This is a genomic window from Kribbella sancticallisti (genome assembly GCF_039530625.1).
Classification (GTDB): Bacteria; Actinomycetota; Actinomycetes; order Propionibacteriales; family Kribbellaceae; genus Kribbella; species Kribbella sancticallisti.
This window is the reverse complement of sequence record NZ_BAAAOS010000007.1, coordinates 35778-54711: the sequence shown is the minus strand read 5'-3', so window position 1 is coordinate 54711 and position 18934 is coordinate 35778. Positions and strand designations below refer to the sequence as shown.

18 protein-coding genes are annotated in these 18934 nt (G+C 69.5%); 13 read left to right on the top strand and 5 right to left on the bottom strand.

Features of this window, described 5'->3' with window-relative positions:
* The 3 genes from ABD255_RS03425 to cofD all read right to left on the bottom strand — a co-directional run bounded on the left by ABD255_RS03425 (position 1) and on the right by cofD (position 2759).
* Complete coding sequence (locus ABD255_RS03425) at positions 1-723, bottom strand: thioredoxin-like domain-containing protein (protein WP_344209599.1); 723 nt, start codon at positions 721-723, stop codon at positions 1-3.
* Positions 724-810: 87 nt separating this feature from the next.
* Positions 811-1785: a coenzyme F420-0:L-glutamate ligase gene (locus ABD255_RS03420; protein WP_344209597.1), complete on the bottom strand. Its 975-nt coding sequence runs from the start codon at positions 1783-1785 to the stop codon at positions 811-813.
* Positions 1782-2759: a 2-phospho-L-lactate transferase gene (gene cofD / locus ABD255_RS03415; protein WP_344209595.1), complete on the bottom strand. Its 978-nt coding sequence runs from the start codon at positions 2757-2759 to the stop codon at positions 1782-1784. The genes ABD255_RS03420 and cofD overlap by 4 nt, the downstream gene beginning before the upstream one ends.
* Positions 2760-2869: 110 nt before the next feature.
* On the opposite strand from cofD, the gene ABD255_RS03410 reads away from it, so the two are divergent.
* The 4 genes from ABD255_RS03410 to ABD255_RS03395 all read left to right on the top strand — a co-directional run bounded on the left by ABD255_RS03410 (position 2870) and on the right by ABD255_RS03395 (position 9252).
* Positions 2870-4090, top strand: coding sequence for a hypothetical protein (locus ABD255_RS03410; RefSeq protein ID WP_344209593.1), 1221 nt, complete (start codon positions 2870-2872; stop codon positions 4088-4090).
* A gap of 288 nt (positions 4091-4378) precedes the next feature.
* A complete protein-coding gene (locus tag ABD255_RS03405; RefSeq protein ID WP_020389877.1) occupies positions 4379-4630 on the top strand; it encodes a WhiB family transcriptional regulator in 252 nt (83 codons plus the stop codon).
* A 234-nt stretch (positions 4631-4864) separates the two neighbouring features.
* Positions 4865-7777, top strand: coding sequence for a glycosyltransferase family 2 protein (locus ABD255_RS03400; protein WP_344209591.1), 2913 nt, complete (start codon positions 4865-4867; stop codon positions 7775-7777).
* Positions 7774-9252 (top strand): DUF5719 family protein, encoded by a 1479-nt coding sequence (locus ABD255_RS03395; protein ID WP_344209589.1) that lies wholly within the window; start codon positions 7774-7776, stop codon positions 9250-9252. The genes ABD255_RS03400 and ABD255_RS03395 overlap by 4 nt, the downstream gene beginning before the upstream one ends.
* Before the next feature lie 12 nt (positions 9253-9264).
* Here the strand turns inward: ABD255_RS03395 and ABD255_RS03390 are convergent, their stop codons facing one another.
* Positions 9265-9711, bottom strand: a complete 447-nt coding sequence (locus ABD255_RS03390) for a metallopeptidase family protein (RefSeq protein WP_344209587.1) — start codon at positions 9709-9711, stop codon at positions 9265-9267.
* A gap of 31 nt (positions 9712-9742) precedes the next feature.
* On the opposite strand from ABD255_RS03390, the gene ABD255_RS03385 reads away from it, so the two are divergent.
* The 8 genes from ABD255_RS03385 (at position 9743) to ABD255_RS03350 (ending at position 16921) form a co-directional block, all read left to right on the top strand.
* On the top strand, positions 9743-10117 hold the full coding sequence (locus ABD255_RS03385) for a DUF3499 domain-containing protein (RefSeq protein WP_344209585.1): 375 nt from the start codon (positions 9743-9745) through the stop codon (positions 10115-10117).
* A gap of 91 nt (positions 10118-10208) precedes the next feature.
* Complete coding sequence (locus ABD255_RS03380; RefSeq protein WP_344209583.1) at positions 10209-11285, top strand: Gfo/Idh/MocA family protein; 1077 nt, start codon at positions 10209-10211, stop codon at positions 11283-11285.
* Positions 11278-12021, top strand: coding sequence for a ThuA domain-containing protein (locus ABD255_RS03375; RefSeq protein ID WP_344209581.1), 744 nt, complete (start codon positions 11278-11280; stop codon positions 12019-12021). The genes ABD255_RS03380 and ABD255_RS03375 overlap by 8 nt, the downstream gene beginning before the upstream one ends.
* Positions 12022-12058: 37 nt before the next feature.
* Positions 12059-13468, top strand: coding sequence for a phosphomannomutase/phosphoglucomutase (locus ABD255_RS03370; protein WP_344209579.1), 1410 nt, complete (start codon positions 12059-12061; stop codon positions 13466-13468).
* Positions 13465-13692 (top strand): Trm112 family protein, encoded by a 228-nt coding sequence (locus ABD255_RS03365; RefSeq protein ID WP_425554372.1) that lies wholly within the window; start codon positions 13465-13467, stop codon positions 13690-13692. The genes ABD255_RS03370 and ABD255_RS03365 overlap by 4 nt, the downstream gene beginning before the upstream one ends.
* Positions 13689-14768, top strand: coding sequence for an SIS domain-containing protein (locus ABD255_RS03360; RefSeq protein WP_344209577.1), 1080 nt, complete (start codon positions 13689-13691; stop codon positions 14766-14768). Before ABD255_RS03365 ends, ABD255_RS03360 begins: the two co-directional genes overlap by 4 nt.
* A complete protein-coding gene (gene manA / locus ABD255_RS03355) occupies positions 14762-15928 on the top strand; it encodes a mannose-6-phosphate isomerase, class I (protein WP_344209575.1) in 1167 nt (388 codons plus the stop codon). The genes ABD255_RS03360 and manA overlap by 7 nt, the downstream gene beginning before the upstream one ends.
* 33 nt (positions 15929-15961) lie before the next feature.
* On the top strand, positions 15962-16921 hold the full coding sequence (locus ABD255_RS03350; protein WP_344209573.1) for a cation diffusion facilitator family transporter: 960 nt from the start codon (positions 15962-15964) through the stop codon (positions 16919-16921).
* A gap of 51 nt (positions 16922-16972) precedes the next feature.
* Here the strand turns inward: ABD255_RS03350 and ABD255_RS03345 are convergent, their stop codons facing one another.
* Positions 16973-17341 (bottom strand): MerR family transcriptional regulator, encoded by a 369-nt coding sequence (locus tag ABD255_RS03345; protein WP_344209571.1) that lies wholly within the window; start codon positions 17339-17341, stop codon positions 16973-16975.
* Between the two features lie 115 nt (positions 17342-17456).
* On the opposite strand from ABD255_RS03345, the gene ahcY reads away from it, so the two are divergent.
* Entirely contained in the window at positions 17457-18905 is a 1449-nt protein-coding gene (ahcY, locus tag ABD255_RS03340) for an adenosylhomocysteinase (RefSeq protein WP_344209569.1), read from the top strand.
* Positions 18906-18934: the final 29 nt, after the last annotated feature.

Sequence of the window (18934 nt, the reverse complement as noted above, 5' to 3'; positions counted from 1 at the left end):
TCAGCCGCCGTTGGGTTCCTGGGCGTCGGTGGAGGGGAACTTCTCCATGAACTGCTGGAGGGCCTCGCCGCTGACGGAGCCGCAGAACTGGCGGTGGCCGAGGGCTGTGGTCTGGCCCGGGGTGTTGCCGCTCCAGTGGGAGAAGGCGACGTTCTTGCCGGCCGGCCAGGCGGGGCCGCCGTCGGTGGCGCGGTACGGGGCGGCGATGAACTTGCCGTTCGCGCTGTCCGGCAGCTTGGCCTTGGCGATCTTCTCGATCAGATCGACCTGTTCCTTGTTCTTGGCGGTCGAGTCGTTGTACCAGAGGATCGTGTAGCCGTGTTCGAGGTTGTGCACCAGGTTCGGCACCGGCGGGCGGTCACCCTCGCTGTAGAAGGTCTTGCCGAACGGCGCCCAGACCGCGTAGTGCGGGCCGGAGGACGGCGGGGACACCGGGTAGTTGATCACCTCGCCGTCCGGCTTGTGGTCCTGGGTGCCGGACGCCTTGTCGTCGATGACCGCGTCGCAGGAGGCAGCCGTGGCGGCGGCACCCAGCGAGGCGATGGCGGTGTCCCTGGTCCTGGAGTCCTGGATCAGCTTGACCGCCGGGACGGCGATGATCCCGAGCCCGACGATGATGGAACCGGCCACGATGAGGAGGGTCCGGCGCTTGTCGGACCGGGCCTGGTCGCGCGTCATCTTCTCGATGAGCTCGCGGCGTGACTGCTTCTGAGACTTACCCACAGTGATGGTCTTCCCGGATCAGGGGCGGTCTCGGAGCCGCCGTGCGGATGAAGTGTACGCAAGCCGCCTGAGAAGTTGCCTAGAAAGCTACCGAGACCGTGAGCCGAACGTGACCGTCGCCTCACTCCCCGGTCCGGTCCGGACGGTCACCCCGTAGCCCTCCGCGTGCAGCAGCACCGCCAGCCGCTCGGCGATCATCCCGACCGCCACCGGATCGTCCCCGAAAACCCCGAGGGCGCCGTCCAGCAACTCGATGTGCACGTCCTCGTCGTCGACGAGCAGGCCGTCCCACAGGGCCGGATCGACCTCTCGCGGCCCGCTCGGCGCCTGACGAGCCAGTACTGCGGCCCGCGCCGCCTCGCGGGTGCCCAGGCTGAACAGGTCCAGCTCGGAGTCCCGCACCAGCGCCCGAGCGCCCGGCCCGTGCTCCCCGACCGGCAGGACCACGTCCGCCAGCCCCCGCAGTACTGCGACCGGTACGCCGTCGGCCTTGCCCTTCACCAGTTCACTGGAGGAGGCGATCTCGTCAGCCAGGGCGGGCTCGGTGACGGCCAGTACGTTGCCGTGGCTGTCGGTCGTGCCGCGCAGGTCCTCGATCACCTGGACTCCGGCGGCTCCGATGGCCAGGTCGACCTGACCGTTCCGCCAGGGCCGCCCGAGGGTGTCGGTGACCACCACGCCCACGTTGACGTCGTACCGATCCTTCAGGGCCTCGCGAAGGGTGCGGGCGGACAGGTCCGGGTCGACTGGGAGCAGCAGGACCGTGCCAGGCCGGGTGTTGGAGGTGTCTGTGCCCGCTGCGGCCATCACCAGGCCGTGGCGGGTCTGCACAATCCGGGTGTCGCCCCGCTGCGCGACCACCCGGACAAGTTCGGCGTCGATCGCCTCGTCCCGGGTGCCGGTGGTCAGCCGGCCCTCGGCCTTGCTGACGATCTTGGACGTCACGGAGATCACATCACCGTCGCGCAGATCGGCCGCGTCGCCGATGAGCGCGGCCAGATCATCCCCGGAGGCCACCTCGGGCAGCCCGGTGACCGGGAAGATTTCGAGGTGCTTCCTCACCGGCGAACCGCCTCGGCCAGCGTCAGGGCGGCGGAGGCGATGGCCGCGGTGGTGGTCTCGTCGGTCATCCACAGCGGCACGGCCTGCGCGTGGATCCCGGCCGTCGCGATCGACTCGAGCTGAGCCGAGTCAGACGTGTCGATCAGCCAGCCGTCCAGTACGCCGCCGGCGGCGCGCGAGCCGTAGTGGGTCGCCACGGCCGAGGCCGTCGACTCCACCCCGATGGCCGCGAGCACCTTGTCCGCCATGCCGCGGACCGGACCGGTCCCGATGATGGGGGAGACGCCGATGACCGGCGCGGCCGTCTCCCGGACCGCGTCGCGGATCCCCGGGACGCCGAGGATCGTGCCGATCGAGACCACCGGGTTGGACGGTGGCAGCAGCAGCGCGTCGCACTCGGCGATCGCATCCAGTACGCCGGGCGCCGGCTTGGCCTTGTCCTGCCCGATCGCCAGGATCTGGTGGGCCGTCACCTCGGCGTGCAGCCGGACCCAGTACTCCTGGAAGTGGATCGCCTTGCGGGTGCCCGGCTTCTCCGGATCGTCCACCACCACGTGGGTCTCGACCCGGTCGTCGCTCATCGGCAGCAGCCGGACCGGCAGGTTCCAGCGCGCGGACAGCGCCTCGGTCACCGCGGCCAGGCCGTACCCGGCGTCGAGCATCTGGGTCCGGACCAGGTGGGTCGCGATGTCCCGGTCGCCGAGGCCGAACCAGGTCGGCTCCACGCCGTACGCCGCGAGTTCCTCCTTGATCACCCAGGTCTCGTCCTCCCGGCCCCAGCCGCGCTCGGCCGAGATGCCGCCGCCCAGCGTGTACATCACCGTGTCGAGGTCGGGGCAGACCCGCAGCCCGAACAGGGTGATGTCGTCCGCGGTGTTCCCCACCACGGTGATCTCGGCGTCCGGGCGGGCCTTCAGCAGGCCGCGCAGGAAGGTGGAACCGCCGATGCCACCGGCAAGCACTGTCAATCGCATGGGAACAGTCTCCACGAGTCGTCAAAGCAACGGACCACCGCACGACTATGCTGCCCAGGTCCAATATGTATCTGTCAGTTGTACGGCCCCCAACATCCCGAGGAGCCCTCGTGGTCACCGACGCAACCAAGAAGCTCAGAGAGCCGGTCGCGTATGCCTTACTTGCCTTCGCCGGTCTCTTCGCGCTGGCCTCGCTGATCCGGCTGTTCGTCGGCGGCGCGGGCTTCACCGCGGCCGCCGGCGGAGTGCAGGGCACGCTAACCCCGCCCGGCCTGACGGCGCTGGTGGTGCTGCTCTCGCTCGTCGCCGCCGTCTGGCTGGTGTCCGAAGCCGGTGAGCACACCCCGAACGCCCGGACCGTCGCCCTGGCCGCGCTGGCGATCGCCGGCCTGATCATTGTGCTGGGGCTGATCACCGCGTTCGCCGGCTTCGCCGAGACCGGTGACGCCGGTCTGAAGATCGTCGGCTTCCTCTACGCCCTCGGCGGTCTCGCGCTCTACGGCGCGGCCGGTCTCTACATCATGAAGACCTTCCAGGCTCTCCCGGCTCCGGCGCGTGCGCCGAAGGCCGGCCCGCACGGCCAGTTCGCCGGTCAGGGCGGCCAGGGGCAGTACGGCCAGCAGGGCGGCCAGTACGGTCAGCAGAGCGGTCAGTACGGCCAGCAGGGCGCCCAGGGCCAGTACGGCCAGTACGGCGCTCAGCAGGGCCAGTATGGCCAGGCCGAGCAGGGCCAGTACGGCGCGTACGGCGCGGGTGCGGCTGGAGCCGCCGCAGGTGCTGCCGGTGGTTACGCCGCGGCACAGGGTGGCGAGCAGCAGTGGCCGCAGGAGCAGAGCTGGAACCAGGGCGAGCAGCAGACGTGGTCTGCCAGCGAAGCAGAGGCTCAGCCGCAGGCGGAGCAGCAGCCGGCCGAGCAGGCTTGGTCCGCTGAGGCCCAGACCGTCGAGCCGACCCAGCAGTGGAGCCAGGAAGGCCAGCAGCAGTGGGGCGGCCAGGACCAGGCGCAGCAGTGGCCGCAGGAGCAGCAGCAGCAGTGGGGCGGCGCCGAAGCCGGTCAGCAGCAGTGGGCCGGCCAGGAAGGCTACGGCCAGCCGGCTCAGCAGGAATGGCCTGCGCAGGAAGCAGTTCAGCCGGAGCAGACCTGGCAGCAGGAAGGCCAGACCTGGCCGGCTGAAGAGGTCCCCGCGGCCGAGCAGCCTGCCGAGGCGGCGGCCGAGGGTGCCGACGAAACCCGCGTGGAACCGCGTGTTTCCGAGACTCCGAAGGAAGACGACCCCCAGCAGCAGCCGGGCCAGGGTGGCCAGCAGGGCTGGTGGTCCCAGCCTTCCTGACCGGGAAGTCAAAATCGCCGCGAAGCGGTGCTGAAGTGACCGAGAGGCCTGTGCAGACAGGCCTCTCGTTCTTTTGCAGCCGTGTTGCGGATGATGCCAATAGCAGACCACGGCTTGACTTTCGTGGATTGCAGGAATGTAATTTCAACCGTGTCGTTCGTTGGACACTCGGTATCGGGGACCGTTTTCAGCACACAGAACGGTCGAGGTCAGGCATGTGGAACCGCAAACCCACATGTACAGGGGAACGAACAGGGTCGAGGAGGTCGTACCGTGACAGAGACGCTGATGGCGATTGTCGACGGTGAGGCGATCGAGGAGGAGCCGAACTGGCAGGAACGGGCGCTGTGCGCCCAGACCGATCCAGAGGCTTTCTTCCCGGAGAAGGGCGGTTCCACCCGCGAGGCGAAGAAGGTCTGCCTCGGTTGTGACGTGCGGGGCGAGTGCCTCGAGTACGCACTGCAGAACGACGAGCGCTTCGGAATCTGGGGCGGGCTGTCGGAGCGGGAACGGCGCAAGCTGAAGAAGAAGGCAGTCTGACGCAGGCCTGATCGACCGGTGGTGGTGCCCTGCCACCCCGCCGTCGTCGGCGTGCCGAAGACAGCACCGCGAACTCAACACGAACTTCTGCGTGAGGCCCCGGCCGGACTTTGTCCACCGGGGCCCGCTGCTGTGTACGGACGGTCCTCGGTGTCGCGTAAGGTGAGTCCTCGCCAAGCCCCCTGCCGGGGGTGAGGCAGGCCGTTCCTTCCCCCTGAGGTGTCACTGCTCCGCATGGAATCAGAAGCTCCGGCCGGCTGGGAGTTCTTCGACTCAGTCGACTTCCCGACCGACCGCACCGACGATCCGCTGGGTCGCGCACGGATCCGGCATGTCGTCACCGCGGTCGTGGTCGGGCACGAGGGCGCCGCCTGGCTGCCCCGCCTGACCGAGGCGCTGTGGGCGCTGGACCGGCGTCCCGAGCGACTGATCGCGGTGGACACCGGTTCCACCGACGAGACGGCCGAACTGCTCGCCGAGATGCCTGCCGTCGAGCCAGTGGTCAGCTTGTCCGCCCGCTCCGGCTTCGGTACTGCGGTCGCCCGCGGCCTGGAGGCGGTCGGCTTCGCGCCCATCCCCTCAGCCGTCGGTCCGTACGGCGACGACGGCGGACTGACCGTGGTCGAGTGGCTGTGGTTGCTGCACGACGACTGCGCCCCCGCTCCGAAGGCGCTGGAGCACCTGCTCTTCCAGGCCACGTTGGCGCCCGACACCGGCGTCTGGGGTCCCAAGCTGCGGTTGTGGCCGCGGGACCGCGAACTGCTCGAGGTCGGCGTCACCACGTCGCTCGGCGGCCGCCGCGACACCGGGATCGAGAACGGCGAGCTCGACCAGGGCCAGCACGACCAGCCGCGGCAGGTGCTCGCGGTCAGTTCGGCCGGCATGCTGGTCCGTCGCGACGTCTGGGAATCGCTGCACGGGTTCGACCCGCGGCTGCCGATGTTCCGCGACGACATCGACTTCGGCTGGCGGGCCAGCCGGGCCGGCTTCAAGGTCGGCGTCGCTCCGGACGCGGTCGTCTACCACGCGCAGGCCGCGGCGACCGGTGAGCGCGCGCTGGCCGGCACCAGGCGGCACGCGTACCAACTCGACCGTGCCCACGCGTACTACACCGTTCTGGCGAACGCGCCTGGCAAGCTGCTTCCCCTGCTGGTGTTGAGGTTTCTGCTCGGCACCCTGGTCCGATCGATCTGGTTCCTCATCGGCAAGACGCCCTCGGGTGCCGTCGACGAGTGGACCGCGCTGCTGGGCACGTTGCTGGCCGGCGGCTGGACCCAGGCCCGCAAGGATCGCCGCCGGCTCGATCGTGTCCCGTACGACGACATCAAGTACCTGTTCTCGCGGTCGGTGCACGCACTGCGGCACAACCTCGAGGAGACCGGAAGCACGATCTCCGAGCGGTTGCGTGAGGCCTGGGCCGACGAGCCTGAGGAGCAGGTCGTCACGACGGCCCGCCGGGCGAAGAGCACGGCGCGGGTCGCGCAGGACCAGCCACGCTGGCGTCGGCAGTTGATCCGGCGGCCTTTCCTGGTGGCCTGGGTTTTCCTGTTCCTCGGTGCGCTCGTGGCCGCACGCAGCCTGATCGGCGGCGGCGTACTGCGTTCGAACCTGCTGCTGCCTCCGCATGAAAGCCTCGCCTCGCTCTGGCACGCGGCCGCCGCCGCTCCGGCCGGGGTGACTCCGCCTGCCTGGCTCGGTCAGTTCTGGGCGCTGTCGGCGATCACCTTCGGTCCGTCCGGCGCGACCAACGTCATCCTGCTCGGTGCGATTCCGCTTGCCGCCTTGGCCGCTTGGGTTCTGCTGCGGGCCTTCGTGGTCGATCGGGTCGCCCGCGCGTGGGGAGCTTCGGCGTACGGGTTGGCTGTGTTCGCCAACGGTGCTGTGTCGCAAGGGCGGATCGGGACGTGTGTGGCGGCGATCGTGCTGCCCCTGCTCGGTGCAGCCGTTCACACGGTTGCGCGGCGCAGACGTGTGGTCATCCAGGGCAGTTGGCGGGCCGCCTGGTTCGCCGGCATCTGCCAGGCGATTCTCTTCGCTTTCACCCCGGCTCTCGGACTTCTGGTCAGCGTCACCTTGATAGCGGGTGCCGTGCTCGGCCTCGGTTGGCGTCGGCAGGCGCGGCAGTTGGTGTTCTCGGTCGTCCTCGGTTTGCTGCTGGTGCTGCCCTGGACGATCCAGTTGGTGCTGCACCCCTCTCGGCTCGGCCAGGAGGCAGGCGGTCCACCTACTGCGGCCGTCGGACCTGGTGACAGCCTCGCGCACCTCCTGACCGGTACTCCGCAAGGCGCCCCCGTGCCCTGGTGGTTCGTGGTACCGCTGATTCTGGTGGCTCTGCTCGCCCTGACGCGGCAGTCCCGTCAGCGGTACGAGTTGCTCGGCTGGTTCGCGGCTCTGGCCGGACTGGCCGGGACGCTCGTGGCCAGCCGTCTCGGTGGCGGTAGTGGTCCGCTGATGTTCCTGATGACCGCTGGCTGGATCATCGCGATCACCGTCGCCTGGGACTCCATCGGCAAGTCTCGCGAGCTCATCCTCCAAGGCGTACTCGGTCTGGTCCTGGTGGCCACCGTCGTCACGGCCGGGTTCTGGCTGGTTCGTGGTGACGACGGGCCGCTGCGGCGTGGACCCGAGCAGGACCTCCCGGCGTACCTGATGTCGGCGCAGGGTCCGCCGCAGAACGCGTCGATCCTGGTGGTCCGCAAGGATCCGGAGAGCGCGATGCGGTTCTCGCTGGTGCGGGACGGCGGGCCCCGGATGGGATCGCTGGAGGCGGCGCCGACGGCGGAGCAGACCAAGCCGGTCACCGACGTGCTGTCGGCGCTGGGTGGTGGCGGCACCGGTGAGGAAGGCCGTGAGTTCGCGTCGCTGGCGATCGACTACGTGTACCTGCCGGCGCCGGTCGACCCGACGCTGATGGCGACGCTCGACTCGCTGCCCGGCCTGACCCGGGCCAGCGCGGACGCGGACGACGCCTCCTGGCTGGTGGACCGGTCGAAGGTCGAGGGCAAGGCACCTCTGCAGGACGACGTGCGCGATCTGTGGCGGGTGCTCGGCATCATCGCCTGGATCATCGCGCTGATCTCGTGCCTGCCGACTGCGCGCCGCACGGTCGCAGTACCGCACGGGACCCACGCAAGGAGGGTTTCGTGACCAGACTGCTGTCGGACTTCCGGATCCGGCTCGGTGCCTGTGTGCTCGCCATGGCGGCCGCCGGCGGCCTGGGCGTGGTGACGAACGCGAAGACGCCGGTGACGCAACCGGAGGGCGCCGGGGAGCCGACCCGCACGATCGTGAACCGGACAGCGCTGTCCTGCCCGACACCGGGTGCGGGTAACAAGACGCAGAGCTTCGTCAACGCCGTCTCGCCGTACCTGCCCAAGGACACCCCGACCGCCGAGGGCACCGAGGAGCCGCTGTCGATCGCGCCGCTGCCGACCTCGGCCGACCCGGTCGGCTCGGTCCTGGTCCGCGGCAAGATCGCGGCGACGGTCGCTACGGCGAAGCCGCAGCCGCTGTCGATCCAAGGCACCGGCCCGCTCGCCGCCGGTACCACCGGAACCAGTACGTCGACCGCCACCGAAGGGGTCAACCGCGGGATGGCGAGCGTGCAATGCCAGCTTCCCGGTTCGGACTTCTGGTTCGTCGGGGCCAGCGGCGCGACCGGCCGCCGTGACGTCCTGGTGCTGACCAACCTGGACACCATCAACGCCGAGGTGAACGTCAAGGTCTACTCGACCGGCGGCGTCCTGGACCTCCCGTCGGCGCGCGGCATCGTCGTACCGGCTCGCGGGACCACGGAGCTCTACCTCAGCCTGGTGGCGCCGAAGATGCGCGATCTGGCGCTGCACGTCGAGTCCACCGGCGGCCGGGTGGCCCCGTCGCTGCGGAACAACGCGACGAACGGTTCGACCCCGGCCGGGGTGGACTGGCTGAACACGTCGGCTCCGCCCGCCAAGACGGTGATGGTGCCCGGGCTGGCGCCGGGCGCCGGAGTACGGATCCTGACGATCGCCAACCCCGGCGACCTGCAGGCGACCGCGACCCTGACCGTGAACGGGCCGAACGGGCCGTTCAAGCCGGCGGAGCTCTCGTCGGTCCAGATCCCGGCCGGCTCGGTCAAGGCGGTCCGCCTCGACACCGTACTGCGGGGCGACCCGTCGGCGATCACCATCAGCTCCGACCAGCCGGTCACCGCCTCGGTCCGCAACCTCGACAAGAGCGGTACCGACTTCTCCTCGGTCGGGTCGGTGGATCCGCTGAGCGGTCCCGCCTACCTGGTGGTGCCGGCGCACGCGCAGCCGGTCCAGTTGCAGGTGACCGCGCCGGGCAAGACGGCCAGCGTCCGGTACGAGTTGCGCGACGCCGCGGGCAAGGGGATCGAGACCCGCTCGCTCGACGTGCTCAACGGCGCGACGAGTGTCGTCACCTTCAAGGCGCAGACCAGGCCGACGTACCTGATGGTCGAGCAGACCCGCGGTTCGGTGATCGCGGCGGCGACGTTGATGCCGCCGGCGAAGCCGGATGAGGACGACGTGCCGTTCGTGGCCGCCTGGCCGCTGACGACCTCACTGGTCTTCCGGGCCCAGCTCGGAGCCCAGCCCGACCTCAGCGCGGCGCTGAAGTAGCCAGTACCAGGGTCAGTCGTCGTCGCTGTCGAACTCGGGGTCGATCTGCTCCGGCGACAACGCCAGCACGTCGGCGAGCTCGAGCACCAGCGCGGACCGGACCAGCCAGGCCAGGCTGGTGCCGGAGCGCTCGGCCCGCAGCTCGATCGGGCGGCGGAAGACCACGATCCGGTAGGGCTCGTGCGAGGTGCCGCCGGTGGAGTGGGTGAGTGGGATCTCGCCCGCGTGCAGATCGAGGTTCGGCACGTCCTCGATGGCGAACTCGACCCGCGCGACGACCTGCGGCAACCGCTTCTCCAGCCGGGTCACCTCGATCGCCACGACCTCGTCGAACTGGGCCGCTGCCGAACGCTGCAGGGGCAGTCCACGCGGCGCGAAGCTGCTCGGCCGGCTGATCGGGCCGAGCATGCCACGCCCGTGGCGGTCGATGTGCCGTCGATGACGGCGAGCCTCGGTCACGCGATCAGCCTAGTGGGGGTAGCGTCTGGACGTGAGCATCGCCAGGATCTGTTCGCGCGCCGCCTGCCATCGGCCGGCCGTGTCGACGCTCACCTACGTCTATGCCGATTCCACCTGCGTTCTGGGTCCGCTGGCGACGTACGCCGAACCGCACTGCTACGACCTCTGCGCCGACCACGCCGACCGCTTGACCGCCCCGAACGGGTGGGAAGTGATCCGGCTGGCTCCGGACCCGGCCGCCTCCGGGCCGTCGAACGACGACCTCGAGGCGCTGGCGAACGCGGTCCGGGAGGCCGCTCGGCCGTTGCCGACCCAGCCCGCCCCGGTCGAGGTGGCCCGCCGCGGTCACCTGCGGATGTTGCGTGATCCTGACGACACTCCGTCGGGCAACACCGAGCACGCCTGAGCGCTCCGGCCGGCTCCTCGGCGTTGGAACGTGTTTCATAGCGTGGGATGAGGTTGACCACGTTGTCAGGTACTGACAAGACTCCTGACTTGTGAACGATCAAAAACTACGGGTCGGAGTGGTCGGCCTCGGCTTTGCCGGCCGGACCGCGCTGGAGGCGTTCTCCGAGTTGCCCGACGTCGAAGTGGTGGCGCTGGCGGGGCTGGAGACGGACACGCTGAAGAGTCTCGGTGCCAAGCACCAGGTGCCGCAGCTCTTCGAGAAATGGGAGGACCTGATCGCCGTCGACGGCCTGGACGCCGTCAGCATCGGCACCCCGACGCAGCTGCACGCGCCGATCGCGCTCGCGGCCCTGGACCGGGGCCTGCACGTGCTCTGCGAAAAGCCGCTGGCCAGGACGGTCGCCGAGGGCACCGCGATGGTCGAGGCCGCCAACAAGGCCGGCAAGGTGCTCAAGGTGGTGTTCAACCACCGCGAGCGCGGCGACGTCGCCGTCCTCAAGCACCAGATCGACGAGGGCCTGCTGGGCCGGATCTACTACGCCAAGGCGCACTGGATGCGCCGCAACGGCATCCCCGGGATGGGCGGCTGGTTCACCAACCGCGAGCTGTCCGGCGGCGGCCCGCTGATCGATCTGGGCGTGCACATCCTGGATCTCGCGCTGCACCTGCTCAGCGAGCCGAAGGTGACCACGGTCAGCGCGAACACCTTCGCCGAGCTCGGCCCCCGCGGCCGGGGCAGCTCGGTGGCGAACGCGAACACGCTCGGCTCCGCGTTCGAGGTGGAGGACCTGGCCACGGCGTACCTGCGGCTGGAGGGCGGCGGCGCGCTGCAGCTGGAGACCAGCTGGGCGACCTACCGGGCACCGGGCGACAACTTCGGCATCGAGCTGTTCGGGACCGAGGGCGGCGCCAAGATCGAGGTCCAGAACTACACGAACGACGACACCCTGAGGATCTTCACCGACGTCGGCGGCGTACCCGCCGAGGTGCGGCCGGCGACCGGTGCCGGGCTCGGCCACCGCGCGGTGGTCAGCGAGTTCGTCGCGATCGTGCACAGCGGCGACTGGTCCGCCCACAACGGCTCGGAGGCGCTGCTGCGCACCCAGGTCATCGACGCCGCCTACGCCTCGGCGCAGGCCGGACGAGAGGTAGTGCTGCATGACTGACCCGATCCGCGTCACCGTCTGGGGCGAGAACGTCCACGAGCAGGACGACGCCCAGGTGCAGAAGGTCTATCCCGACACGATGCACGAGACGATCGCCGCCGGCCTGCGCGCCAAGCTCGGCCAGGACGTCGTGGTCCGTACCGCGTGGCTGCAGCAGCCCGAGCACGGGCTCACCGAGGAGGTCCTGGCCGACACTGACGTGCTCACTTGGTGGGGGCACCGCTCGCACGGCGACGTGGACGACGCGGTCGTCGACCGGGTCCAGCAGGCCGTGCTGTCCGGGATGGGCCTGATCGCGCTGCACTCCGCGCACTTCTCGAAGATCTTCATCCGGCTGATGGGCACCACCTGCTCGCTCGACTGGCGCAGTGAGGACGACCGGGAGCTGCTTTGGACGGTGGCCGCCGGGCACCCGATCGCGCAGGGCGTGCCGCATCCCCTGGTGATCGAGCAGGAGGAGATGTACGGCGAGCTGTTCGACATCCCGCAGCCGGACGAACTGGTCTTCGTCAGCTCGTTCAGCGGCGGCGAGGTGTTCCGCTCCGGCTGCTGCTACCGCCGCGGCCAGGGCCGGGTGTTCTACTTCCGGCCGGGTGACCAGGACTTCCCGACCTACCACCAGCCGGAGATCCAGCAGATCCTCGGCAACGCGGTCCGCTGGGCGGCTCCGAGCAGCCCGCGGCAGCTTCCGCAGGTGCACCACCGGAAGAACCCGGGCTGGTTCCAGGCGTCCTGACCGCAGGTTTCCCGCCCGGGCCAGATAGGGTCCACGCATGGCTGACGTTGCTGCGATCTTCAAGGCGTACGACGTGCGCGGAGTCGTCCCGGACGAGCTCGACGAGGCGGTGGCCCGGGCGACCGGTGCCGCCTTCGTCGAGGTCCTGGACGTGCTCTCCGGACCCGGAGCGGTGGTGATCGGCTACGACATGCGCCCGTCGAGCCCGGGGCTGGCGGCCGCCTTCGCCGAGGGAGTCACCAGCACCGGTGCCGACGTGGTCGACATCGGGCTGGCCTCCACCGACCAGCTGTACTTCGCCTCCGGGCGGCTCCAGTTGCCCGGCGCGATGTTCACGGCCAGCCACAACCCGGCGCAGTACAACGGGATCAAGATGTGCCGGGCGGGAGCCTCCCCGGTCGGCTCGGACTCCGGCCTGCGGGACATCGCCGACCTGGTCGAGAAGACCCTGATCGACGGGCTGTCACCCGTGCCGGTGCCGGGCAAGGTGACCCGGAAGAACCTGCTCACGGCGTACGCGGACCATCTGAACGACCTGGTCGACCTGAGCGGCATCCGGCCGCTGAAGGTGGTCGTCGACGCCGGCAACGGGATGGGCGGCCACACCGTGCCGGCCGTGTTCGCCACCGGCCCGGTCGAGATCGTGCCGATGTACTTCGAGCTGGACGGCAACTTCCCCAACCACGAGGCGAACCCGCTCGACCCGAAGAACCTGGTCGACCTGCAGGCCAAGGTGCGCGAGGTCGGCGCCGACCTGGGGCTGGCCTTCGACGGCGACGCGGACCGCTGCTTCGTGGTGGACGAGAAGGGCGACCCGATCTCGCCGAGCGCGATCACCGGCGCCGTCGCCGTCCGGGAGCTCGCCAAGCACCCGGGCTCCGCCGTGATCCACAACCTGATCACCTCCAAGGCGGTCCCCGAACTGATCACCGAACACGGCGGTACGCCGGTCCGGGCGCGGGTCGGGCACTCCTACATCAAGGCGAAGATGGCCGAGACCGACGCCGTCTTCGGCGGCGAGCACTCGGCGCACTACTACTTCCGGGACTTCTGGCGGGCCGACACCGGCATGCTCGCGGCGCTGCACGTGCTGGCGGCGCTCGGTGAGCAGGACAAGCCGGCCAGTGATCTTTTCTCGGTCTACGAGCGCTACGTGGCCTCCGGCGAGGTCAACAGCCGGGTGGACGACGCGGCGGCCACGGTCGCGGCGATTGAAGACACCTACGAAGGCCGCGAGGGCATTACCGTTGACCACCTGGACGGTCTGACCGTCACTAGCGTGACAGCAGATGGAGGACAGTGGTGGTTCAACGTGCGCGCGTCGAACACCGAGCCGCTGCTGCGGCTGAACGTCGAGGCCGCGGACGCCGCCACCATGGAGCGGGTCCGCGACGAAGTACTGGCCCTGATCACTGGTGCACCGGAAGTGAGCAAAGGAACTCGATGACTCCCCCTAACGTGAACCTGGACCCGGACCTGCTGAGCATTCTGGTCTGCCCGAAGTGCCGCTCGGAGTTCCGCGTGGACGACGAGGCGAGCGAACTCGTCTGCACCAACGCCACCTGCGCGCTGGCCTACCCGGTCCGCGACGACATCCCGGTGCTGCTGATCGACGAGGCCCGCCAAACCACGAACGACGCTCCCCAGAACGAGGCTCCCGAGAACGCATGAGCTCCTTCGACGACTCGCGGCTGGACGACCCCGCCGCGCTGCAGGCCACCGACCACTTGCTGCGCCGCCTGGCCGGGGCGGGAGCCCGGGTCCGGGCCGAGATCGACGCGTCGGAGGAGGTGCTGTCCAAGCTCGGCTCGGACGGTTTCCGCCCGCGCGCGATCGTCGCCGCCGGCCGGGACGCCCGGCTGGTCCGGGCCGTGCTCGAGCCGGTCTGCCCGGTGCCGTTCGTGGCCTGGCCGGGTCCGGGCCTGCCCGGCTGGGCGGGACCGCTCGACCTGGTGATCGTGCTCGACGGCAAGGCCGGTGACCCGGGGGCGATCTCGGCGGCCGCCGAGGCGGTCCGGCGTGGCTGTGGCCTGATGGTGGCCTCGCCCAAGGACTCGCCGGTGGACCAGGCGTCGGCCGGCTCGCGGCATGCGATCCGCCTGCCGTCCCAGTCCGACGACCAGTTGGCGGCCGCGGTCGCAGTACTGCAGGGGTTGCACCAGCTCGACCTGGGCCCGGCTGTCGACGCCAAGGCGGTCGCGGCCATGCTCGACGACGTCGCGATCGAGTGCTCGCCCAACAACGACGTCGCGTCGAACCCGGGCAAGGACCTCGCGTTGATGCTCGCGGACGCGTTGCCGATGGTGTGGGGTGGATCCGTCCTGGCCGCGCGCGCGGCGCGTCGCGTGGTGGAGGCGATCCGGCTCGCCAGCGGTCGCCCGGCCCTCGCCGCCGACGCGGGCCACCTGCTGCCGGTGCTGGCGAACCAGCCGCCGCGGGACGTGTTCGCCGACCCCTTCGACCAGCCTGAGGACCTTCGTCCCGGCCTGGTCATCCTGGACGACGGCATCGCCGATCCCAGCGTGATGGAGACTCGCCGCACGCTGGAGGAGAAGGCCGAGCGGCACGACGTACGGGTGCATGTGGTCACCCAGGCGAACGGCACGGACGTCGCGCGGTACGCGGCCCTGATGCAGCAAGGCCGGTACGCCGCCGCCTACCTCGGCCTCGGCCTGGGCCGCTACGGTACGGCGGTCGAAAACTCGCCCGCCGGTTCGGGCAATCCCGCGGAGGATCCAGCGTGGTAGCTCCGCTCGTCAACACCGTCCGGGACTATGCCTGGGGCTCGCGGACCGCGATCCCCGAGCTGACCGGCGTGGATCCGGACGGCAAACCGCAGGCCGAGTTGTGGATGGGCGCGCACGAGTCGGCGCCCTCCGTGCTGCCGTCCGGCGAGACGCTGTACGACCGGGTCTCCTCGCGGCCGGCCGAGGTGCTCGGGGAGGAGACGGCCGAGAAGTTCGAGGGCCGGTTCCCCTTCCTGGCCAAGATCCTGGCCGCGGAGCAGCCGTTGTCGATCCAGGCCCACCCGTCCCGCAAGCAGGCGATCGACGGGTACGGCCGGGACGAGGCCGCCGGGATCCCGCGCGACGCGGCCGACCGGAACTACAAGGACGCCTGGCCGAAGCCGGAGATCCTGATCGCGCTCGGCCCGTTCGACGCGCTCGTCGGCTTCCGGCCGCTGGCGGCGTCGGTGGCGCTGCTGGAGGAGCTCGGCGTACTCGACGAGCTGACCGACCTGCTGCGCAACGGAAAGCTGCAGGAAGCCTTCACGGAGTTCATGGGCACCGACCGGGACGCGATCCGTCCCCTGGTCGCCGCTCTCGGGGAAGCGTGCCGCCAGTACGAAGGGGACACCTTCGCGCTGGAGACCGAGACCCTCGCGAGGTTGTGCGAGGACTTCCCGGACGACCCGGGGGTGCTCGCCGCGCTGCTGTTGAACCGGGTCCGGCTGGAGCGGTTCCAGGCGGTCTATCTTCCCGCCGGGAACGTGCACGCCTACCTGCGCGGCACCGGGTTCGAGGTGATGGCCAACTCGGACAACGTGCTCCGGGGCGGACTGACCCGCAAGCACGTCGACGTCCCCGAACTGGTGTCGGTGGTCGACTTCGAACCGCTCGGCTCGCCGGTGCTCGAAGGAACCACCGTCGCGCCGGGCGTCACGCAGTACGAGACGGGTTGTGAGTACTTCGCCGTCCGGCGGATCGAGCTGACCGACGAGCCACTGGTGGTGCCGGCGACGGGGCCGCGGATCGTCGCCTGCGTGGACGGCGTTTCGGTGGTCGGTGCCGAGGGCACCGATGACACCGTGCAACTGGCCGCGGGCCGATCGGCGTTCCTCGAAGGACCCGAAGGACCCTGTACTCTGCGTGGTTCCGGCACGGCGTTCGTCGTGTCCGCTCGCTGAAAACCCCCTGAAAAGCACGGAGGAACGGGCACTATGGCTGGTGGCGGTAACAAGGCCGTCGTCGCGGCACTGCTGGCGAACACCGGTATCGCGATCACGAAGTTCGGCGCCTGGGCGCTGACCCAGTCGGCGTCGATGCTGGCCGAGTCGATCCACTCAGTGGCCGACGCGGGGAACCAGGTCCTGCTGCTGATCGGGGCGAAGCGGGCCAAGCGGGAGGCCGACGAACTGCACCAGTTCGGCTTCGGCCGGGAGCGCTACGTCTACTCGTTCATCGTCGCGATCGTGCTGTTCAGCGTCGGTGGTCTGTTCGCGCTGTACGAGGGCTGGCACAAGATCCACGACCCGCACGGGATCGACGACTGGAAGTGGGTCCCGGTCGCGGTGCTGGTGGCCGCGATCATCATGGAGTCGTTCTCGTTCCGGACCGCGATCATCGAGGCGAACAAGGTCCGCGGCCACGTCGGCTGGGGCCGGTTCATCCGCAACGCCCGGTCGCCTGAGTTGCCGGTGATCCTGCTCGAGGACTTCGCCGCGCTCACCGGCCTGGTGCTGGCGCTGATCGGCGTCGTGCTGACCCTGGCCACCGGCAACGGAGTCTTCGACGGCCTCGGCTCGATGGCGATCGGCGCCCTGCTGGTCTGTGTCGCGGTCTTCCTGGCGATCGAGATGAAGTCGCTGCTCCTCGGCGAGTCCGCCACCCGCGAGGCCCAGCAGAAGATCGTCGACGCGATCCAGTCGGTGCCGGGCGTCGAGCGCCTCATCCACATCAAGACCCTGCACCTGGGCCCCGAAGAGGTCCTCGTCGCCGCCAAGGTAGCCGTAGCCGAAGACGCCGGCGCCACCTCGATCGCCGAAACCATCAACGCGGTAGAGGCAGCCGTCCGCCAGGCCGAGCCGATGTCGGTCCACATCTACATCGAGCCCGACATCTACGTAGAAGGCCACGTCCCCGCCGCCCGCCCGGCAGTCCCGGAAGCCCCCAGCCACTAGCAACCCGCACCCTCGCTGCCGCCCCACCGCCGTCTCTTGACGGGTTCAGTGCTAGCGCGGTCTGTTGTGTGGGGGTGGGAGGACGCCGGAGCGGCCTAGCCAGCGGAGGGCTCTTTCGCGGTCTATCTCGGCAGGGCTGGGTGGGCTGGTCAGGCGGCCGGTGCGGTAGCCGAGGTTGCGGATGTCGGCGGCTACTGAAGGTTCAGCGAGGGCCTTCAAGGCAAAGGCGAGAGCAGCCGGGGTGACGTCGTAGCGGTGTTCTAGTTCTAGGGCTAGCTTCACCGCGGCCAGGTCGCGGGTGTCGTACTGGCGTTGGGAGTTGCGGGCGGCTCGGGAACGCGGGAGCAGGCCTAAGGCCTCTCGATAGCGGAGCATCCGCGGGGTGGTGCCCAACTGTTTGGCCGCTTCGGTGATCCGCATGAGACCAATCCTGACATTTCAGTGTCAAAAATGCGCCCCAACCGTCAACCTGCCCGCTCCACCCCTCTAGGCTCGTTCCGGCAACCCAACCTCACTCCAGGGAGCGGCAACGAGCATGACCTTCGACTACAAGGTGGCAGACCTCGGACTCGCCGAGTTCGGGCGCAAGGAGATCCGGCTCGCCGAACACGAGATGCCGGGGCTGATGGCGATGCGCGCGCAGTACGGCGAGAGCAAGCCGCTGGCCGGTGCCAAGATCATGGGCTCGCTGCACATGACCATCCAGACCGCCGTGCTGATCGAGACACTGACCGCGCTCGGTGCCGAGGTCCGCTGGGTTTCCTGCAACATCTTCTCCACCCAGGACCACGCGGCCGCCGCGGTCGTCGTCGGCCCGAACGGTACGGCGGACGCGCCGCAGGGTGTCCCGGTCTTCGCCTGGAAGGGCGAGACGCTGGAGGAGTACTGGTGGTGCACCGAGCAGGCCCTGGTGTGGCCCGGCGACGGTGCTGGTGTCACGGGCCCCAACATGATCCTCGACGACGGCGGCGACGCCACCATGCTGGTCCACAAGGGCACCGAGTTCGAGAAGGCCGGCGCCGTGCCGGACCCGTCGACCGCGGAGTCCGAGGAGTACGGCGTCGTCCTGTCCGTGCTGACCCGGACCCTGCAGGAGGACCCGCAGCGCTGGACCACCATCGGCCAGGGCATCAAGGGTGTCACCGAGGAGACCACCACCGGCGTGCACCGGCTGTACGAGATGCACAAGGCCGGCGCGCTGCTGTTCCCGGCGATCAACGTCAACGACTCGGTCACCAAGTCGAAGTTCGACAACAAGTACGGCTGTCGGCACTCGCTGATCGACGGCATCAACCGCGCCACCGACGTCCTGATCGGCGGCAAGGTGGCGGTCGTGGCCGGGTACGGCGACGTCGGCAAGGGCTGCGCCGAGTCGCTGCGTGGCCAGGGCGCCCGGGTGATCGTCACCGAGATCGACCCGATCTGCGCGCTGCAGGCCGCGATGGACGGCTACCAGGTCACCACCCTCGACGACGTCGTCTCGATCGCCGACATCTTCGTCACCACCACCGGCAACAAGGACGTCATCACCGCGGACCACATGTCCCGGATGAAGCACCAGGCGATCGTCGGCAACATCGGCCACTTCGACAACGAGATCGACATGGCCGGCCTGTACAAGACCCCGGGCATCGAGCGGGTCACGATCAAGCCGCAGGTCGACGAGTTCCGGTTCGCCGACGGCCACACCGTGATCATCCTGTCCGAGGGCCGGTTGCTGAACCTGGGCAACGCCACCGGGCACCCGTCGTTCGTGATGTCGAACTCGTTCACCAACCAGGTGCTGGCGCAGATCGAACTGTTCGCGAAGACCACCGAGTACCCGACCGACGTCTACGTGCTGCCCAAGCACCTGGACGAGATGGTCGCCCGGCTGCACCTCGAGGCGCTCGGCGTGAAGCTGACCGAACTGTCGAAGGAGCAGGCGGAGTACCTCGGCGTACCGGTCGAGGGTCCGTACAAGTCGGACGCCTACCGCTACTGAGATCCCCCAGTACTGCGTAACGCAAGGTT

Bases quoted from the DNA above. Each gene is read 5' to 3' on its own strand.
- cofD (WP_344209595.1), bottom strand. From the start codon at position 2,759: ATGCGATTGACAGTGCTTGCCGGTGGCATCGGCGGTTCCACCTTCCTG.
- ABD255_RS03405 (WP_020389877.1), top strand. From the start codon at position 4,379: ATGGCGATTGTCGACGGTGAGGCGATCGAGGAGGAGCCGAACTGGCAG.
- ABD255_RS03400 (WP_344209591.1), top strand. From the start codon at position 4,865: ATGGAATCAGAAGCTCCGGCCGGCTGGGAGTTCTTCGACTCAGTCGAC.
- ABD255_RS03375 (WP_344209581.1), top strand. From the start codon at position 11,278: ATGACTGACCCGATCCGCGTCACCGTCTGGGGCGAGAACGTCCACGAG.
- ABD255_RS03370 (WP_344209579.1), top strand. From the start codon at position 12,059: ATGGCTGACGTTGCTGCGATCTTCAAGGCGTACGACGTGCGCGGAGTC.
- ABD255_RS03365 (WP_425554372.1), top strand. From the start codon at position 13,465: ATGACTCCCCCTAACGTGAACCTGGACCCGGACCTGCTGAGCATTCTG.
- ABD255_RS03360 (WP_344209577.1), top strand. From the start codon at position 13,689: ATGAGCTCCTTCGACGACTCGCGGCTGGACGACCCCGCCGCGCTGCAG.
- ABD255_RS03350 (WP_344209573.1), top strand. From the start codon at position 15,962: ATGGCTGGTGGCGGTAACAAGGCCGTCGTCGCGGCACTGCTGGCGAAC.
- ABD255_RS03345 (WP_344209571.1), bottom strand. From the start codon at position 17,341: ATGCGGATCACCGAAGCGGCCAAACAGTTGGGCACCACCCCGCGGATG.
- ahcY (WP_344209569.1), top strand. From the start codon at position 17,457: ATGACCTTCGACTACAAGGTGGCAGACCTCGGACTCGCCGAGTTCGGG.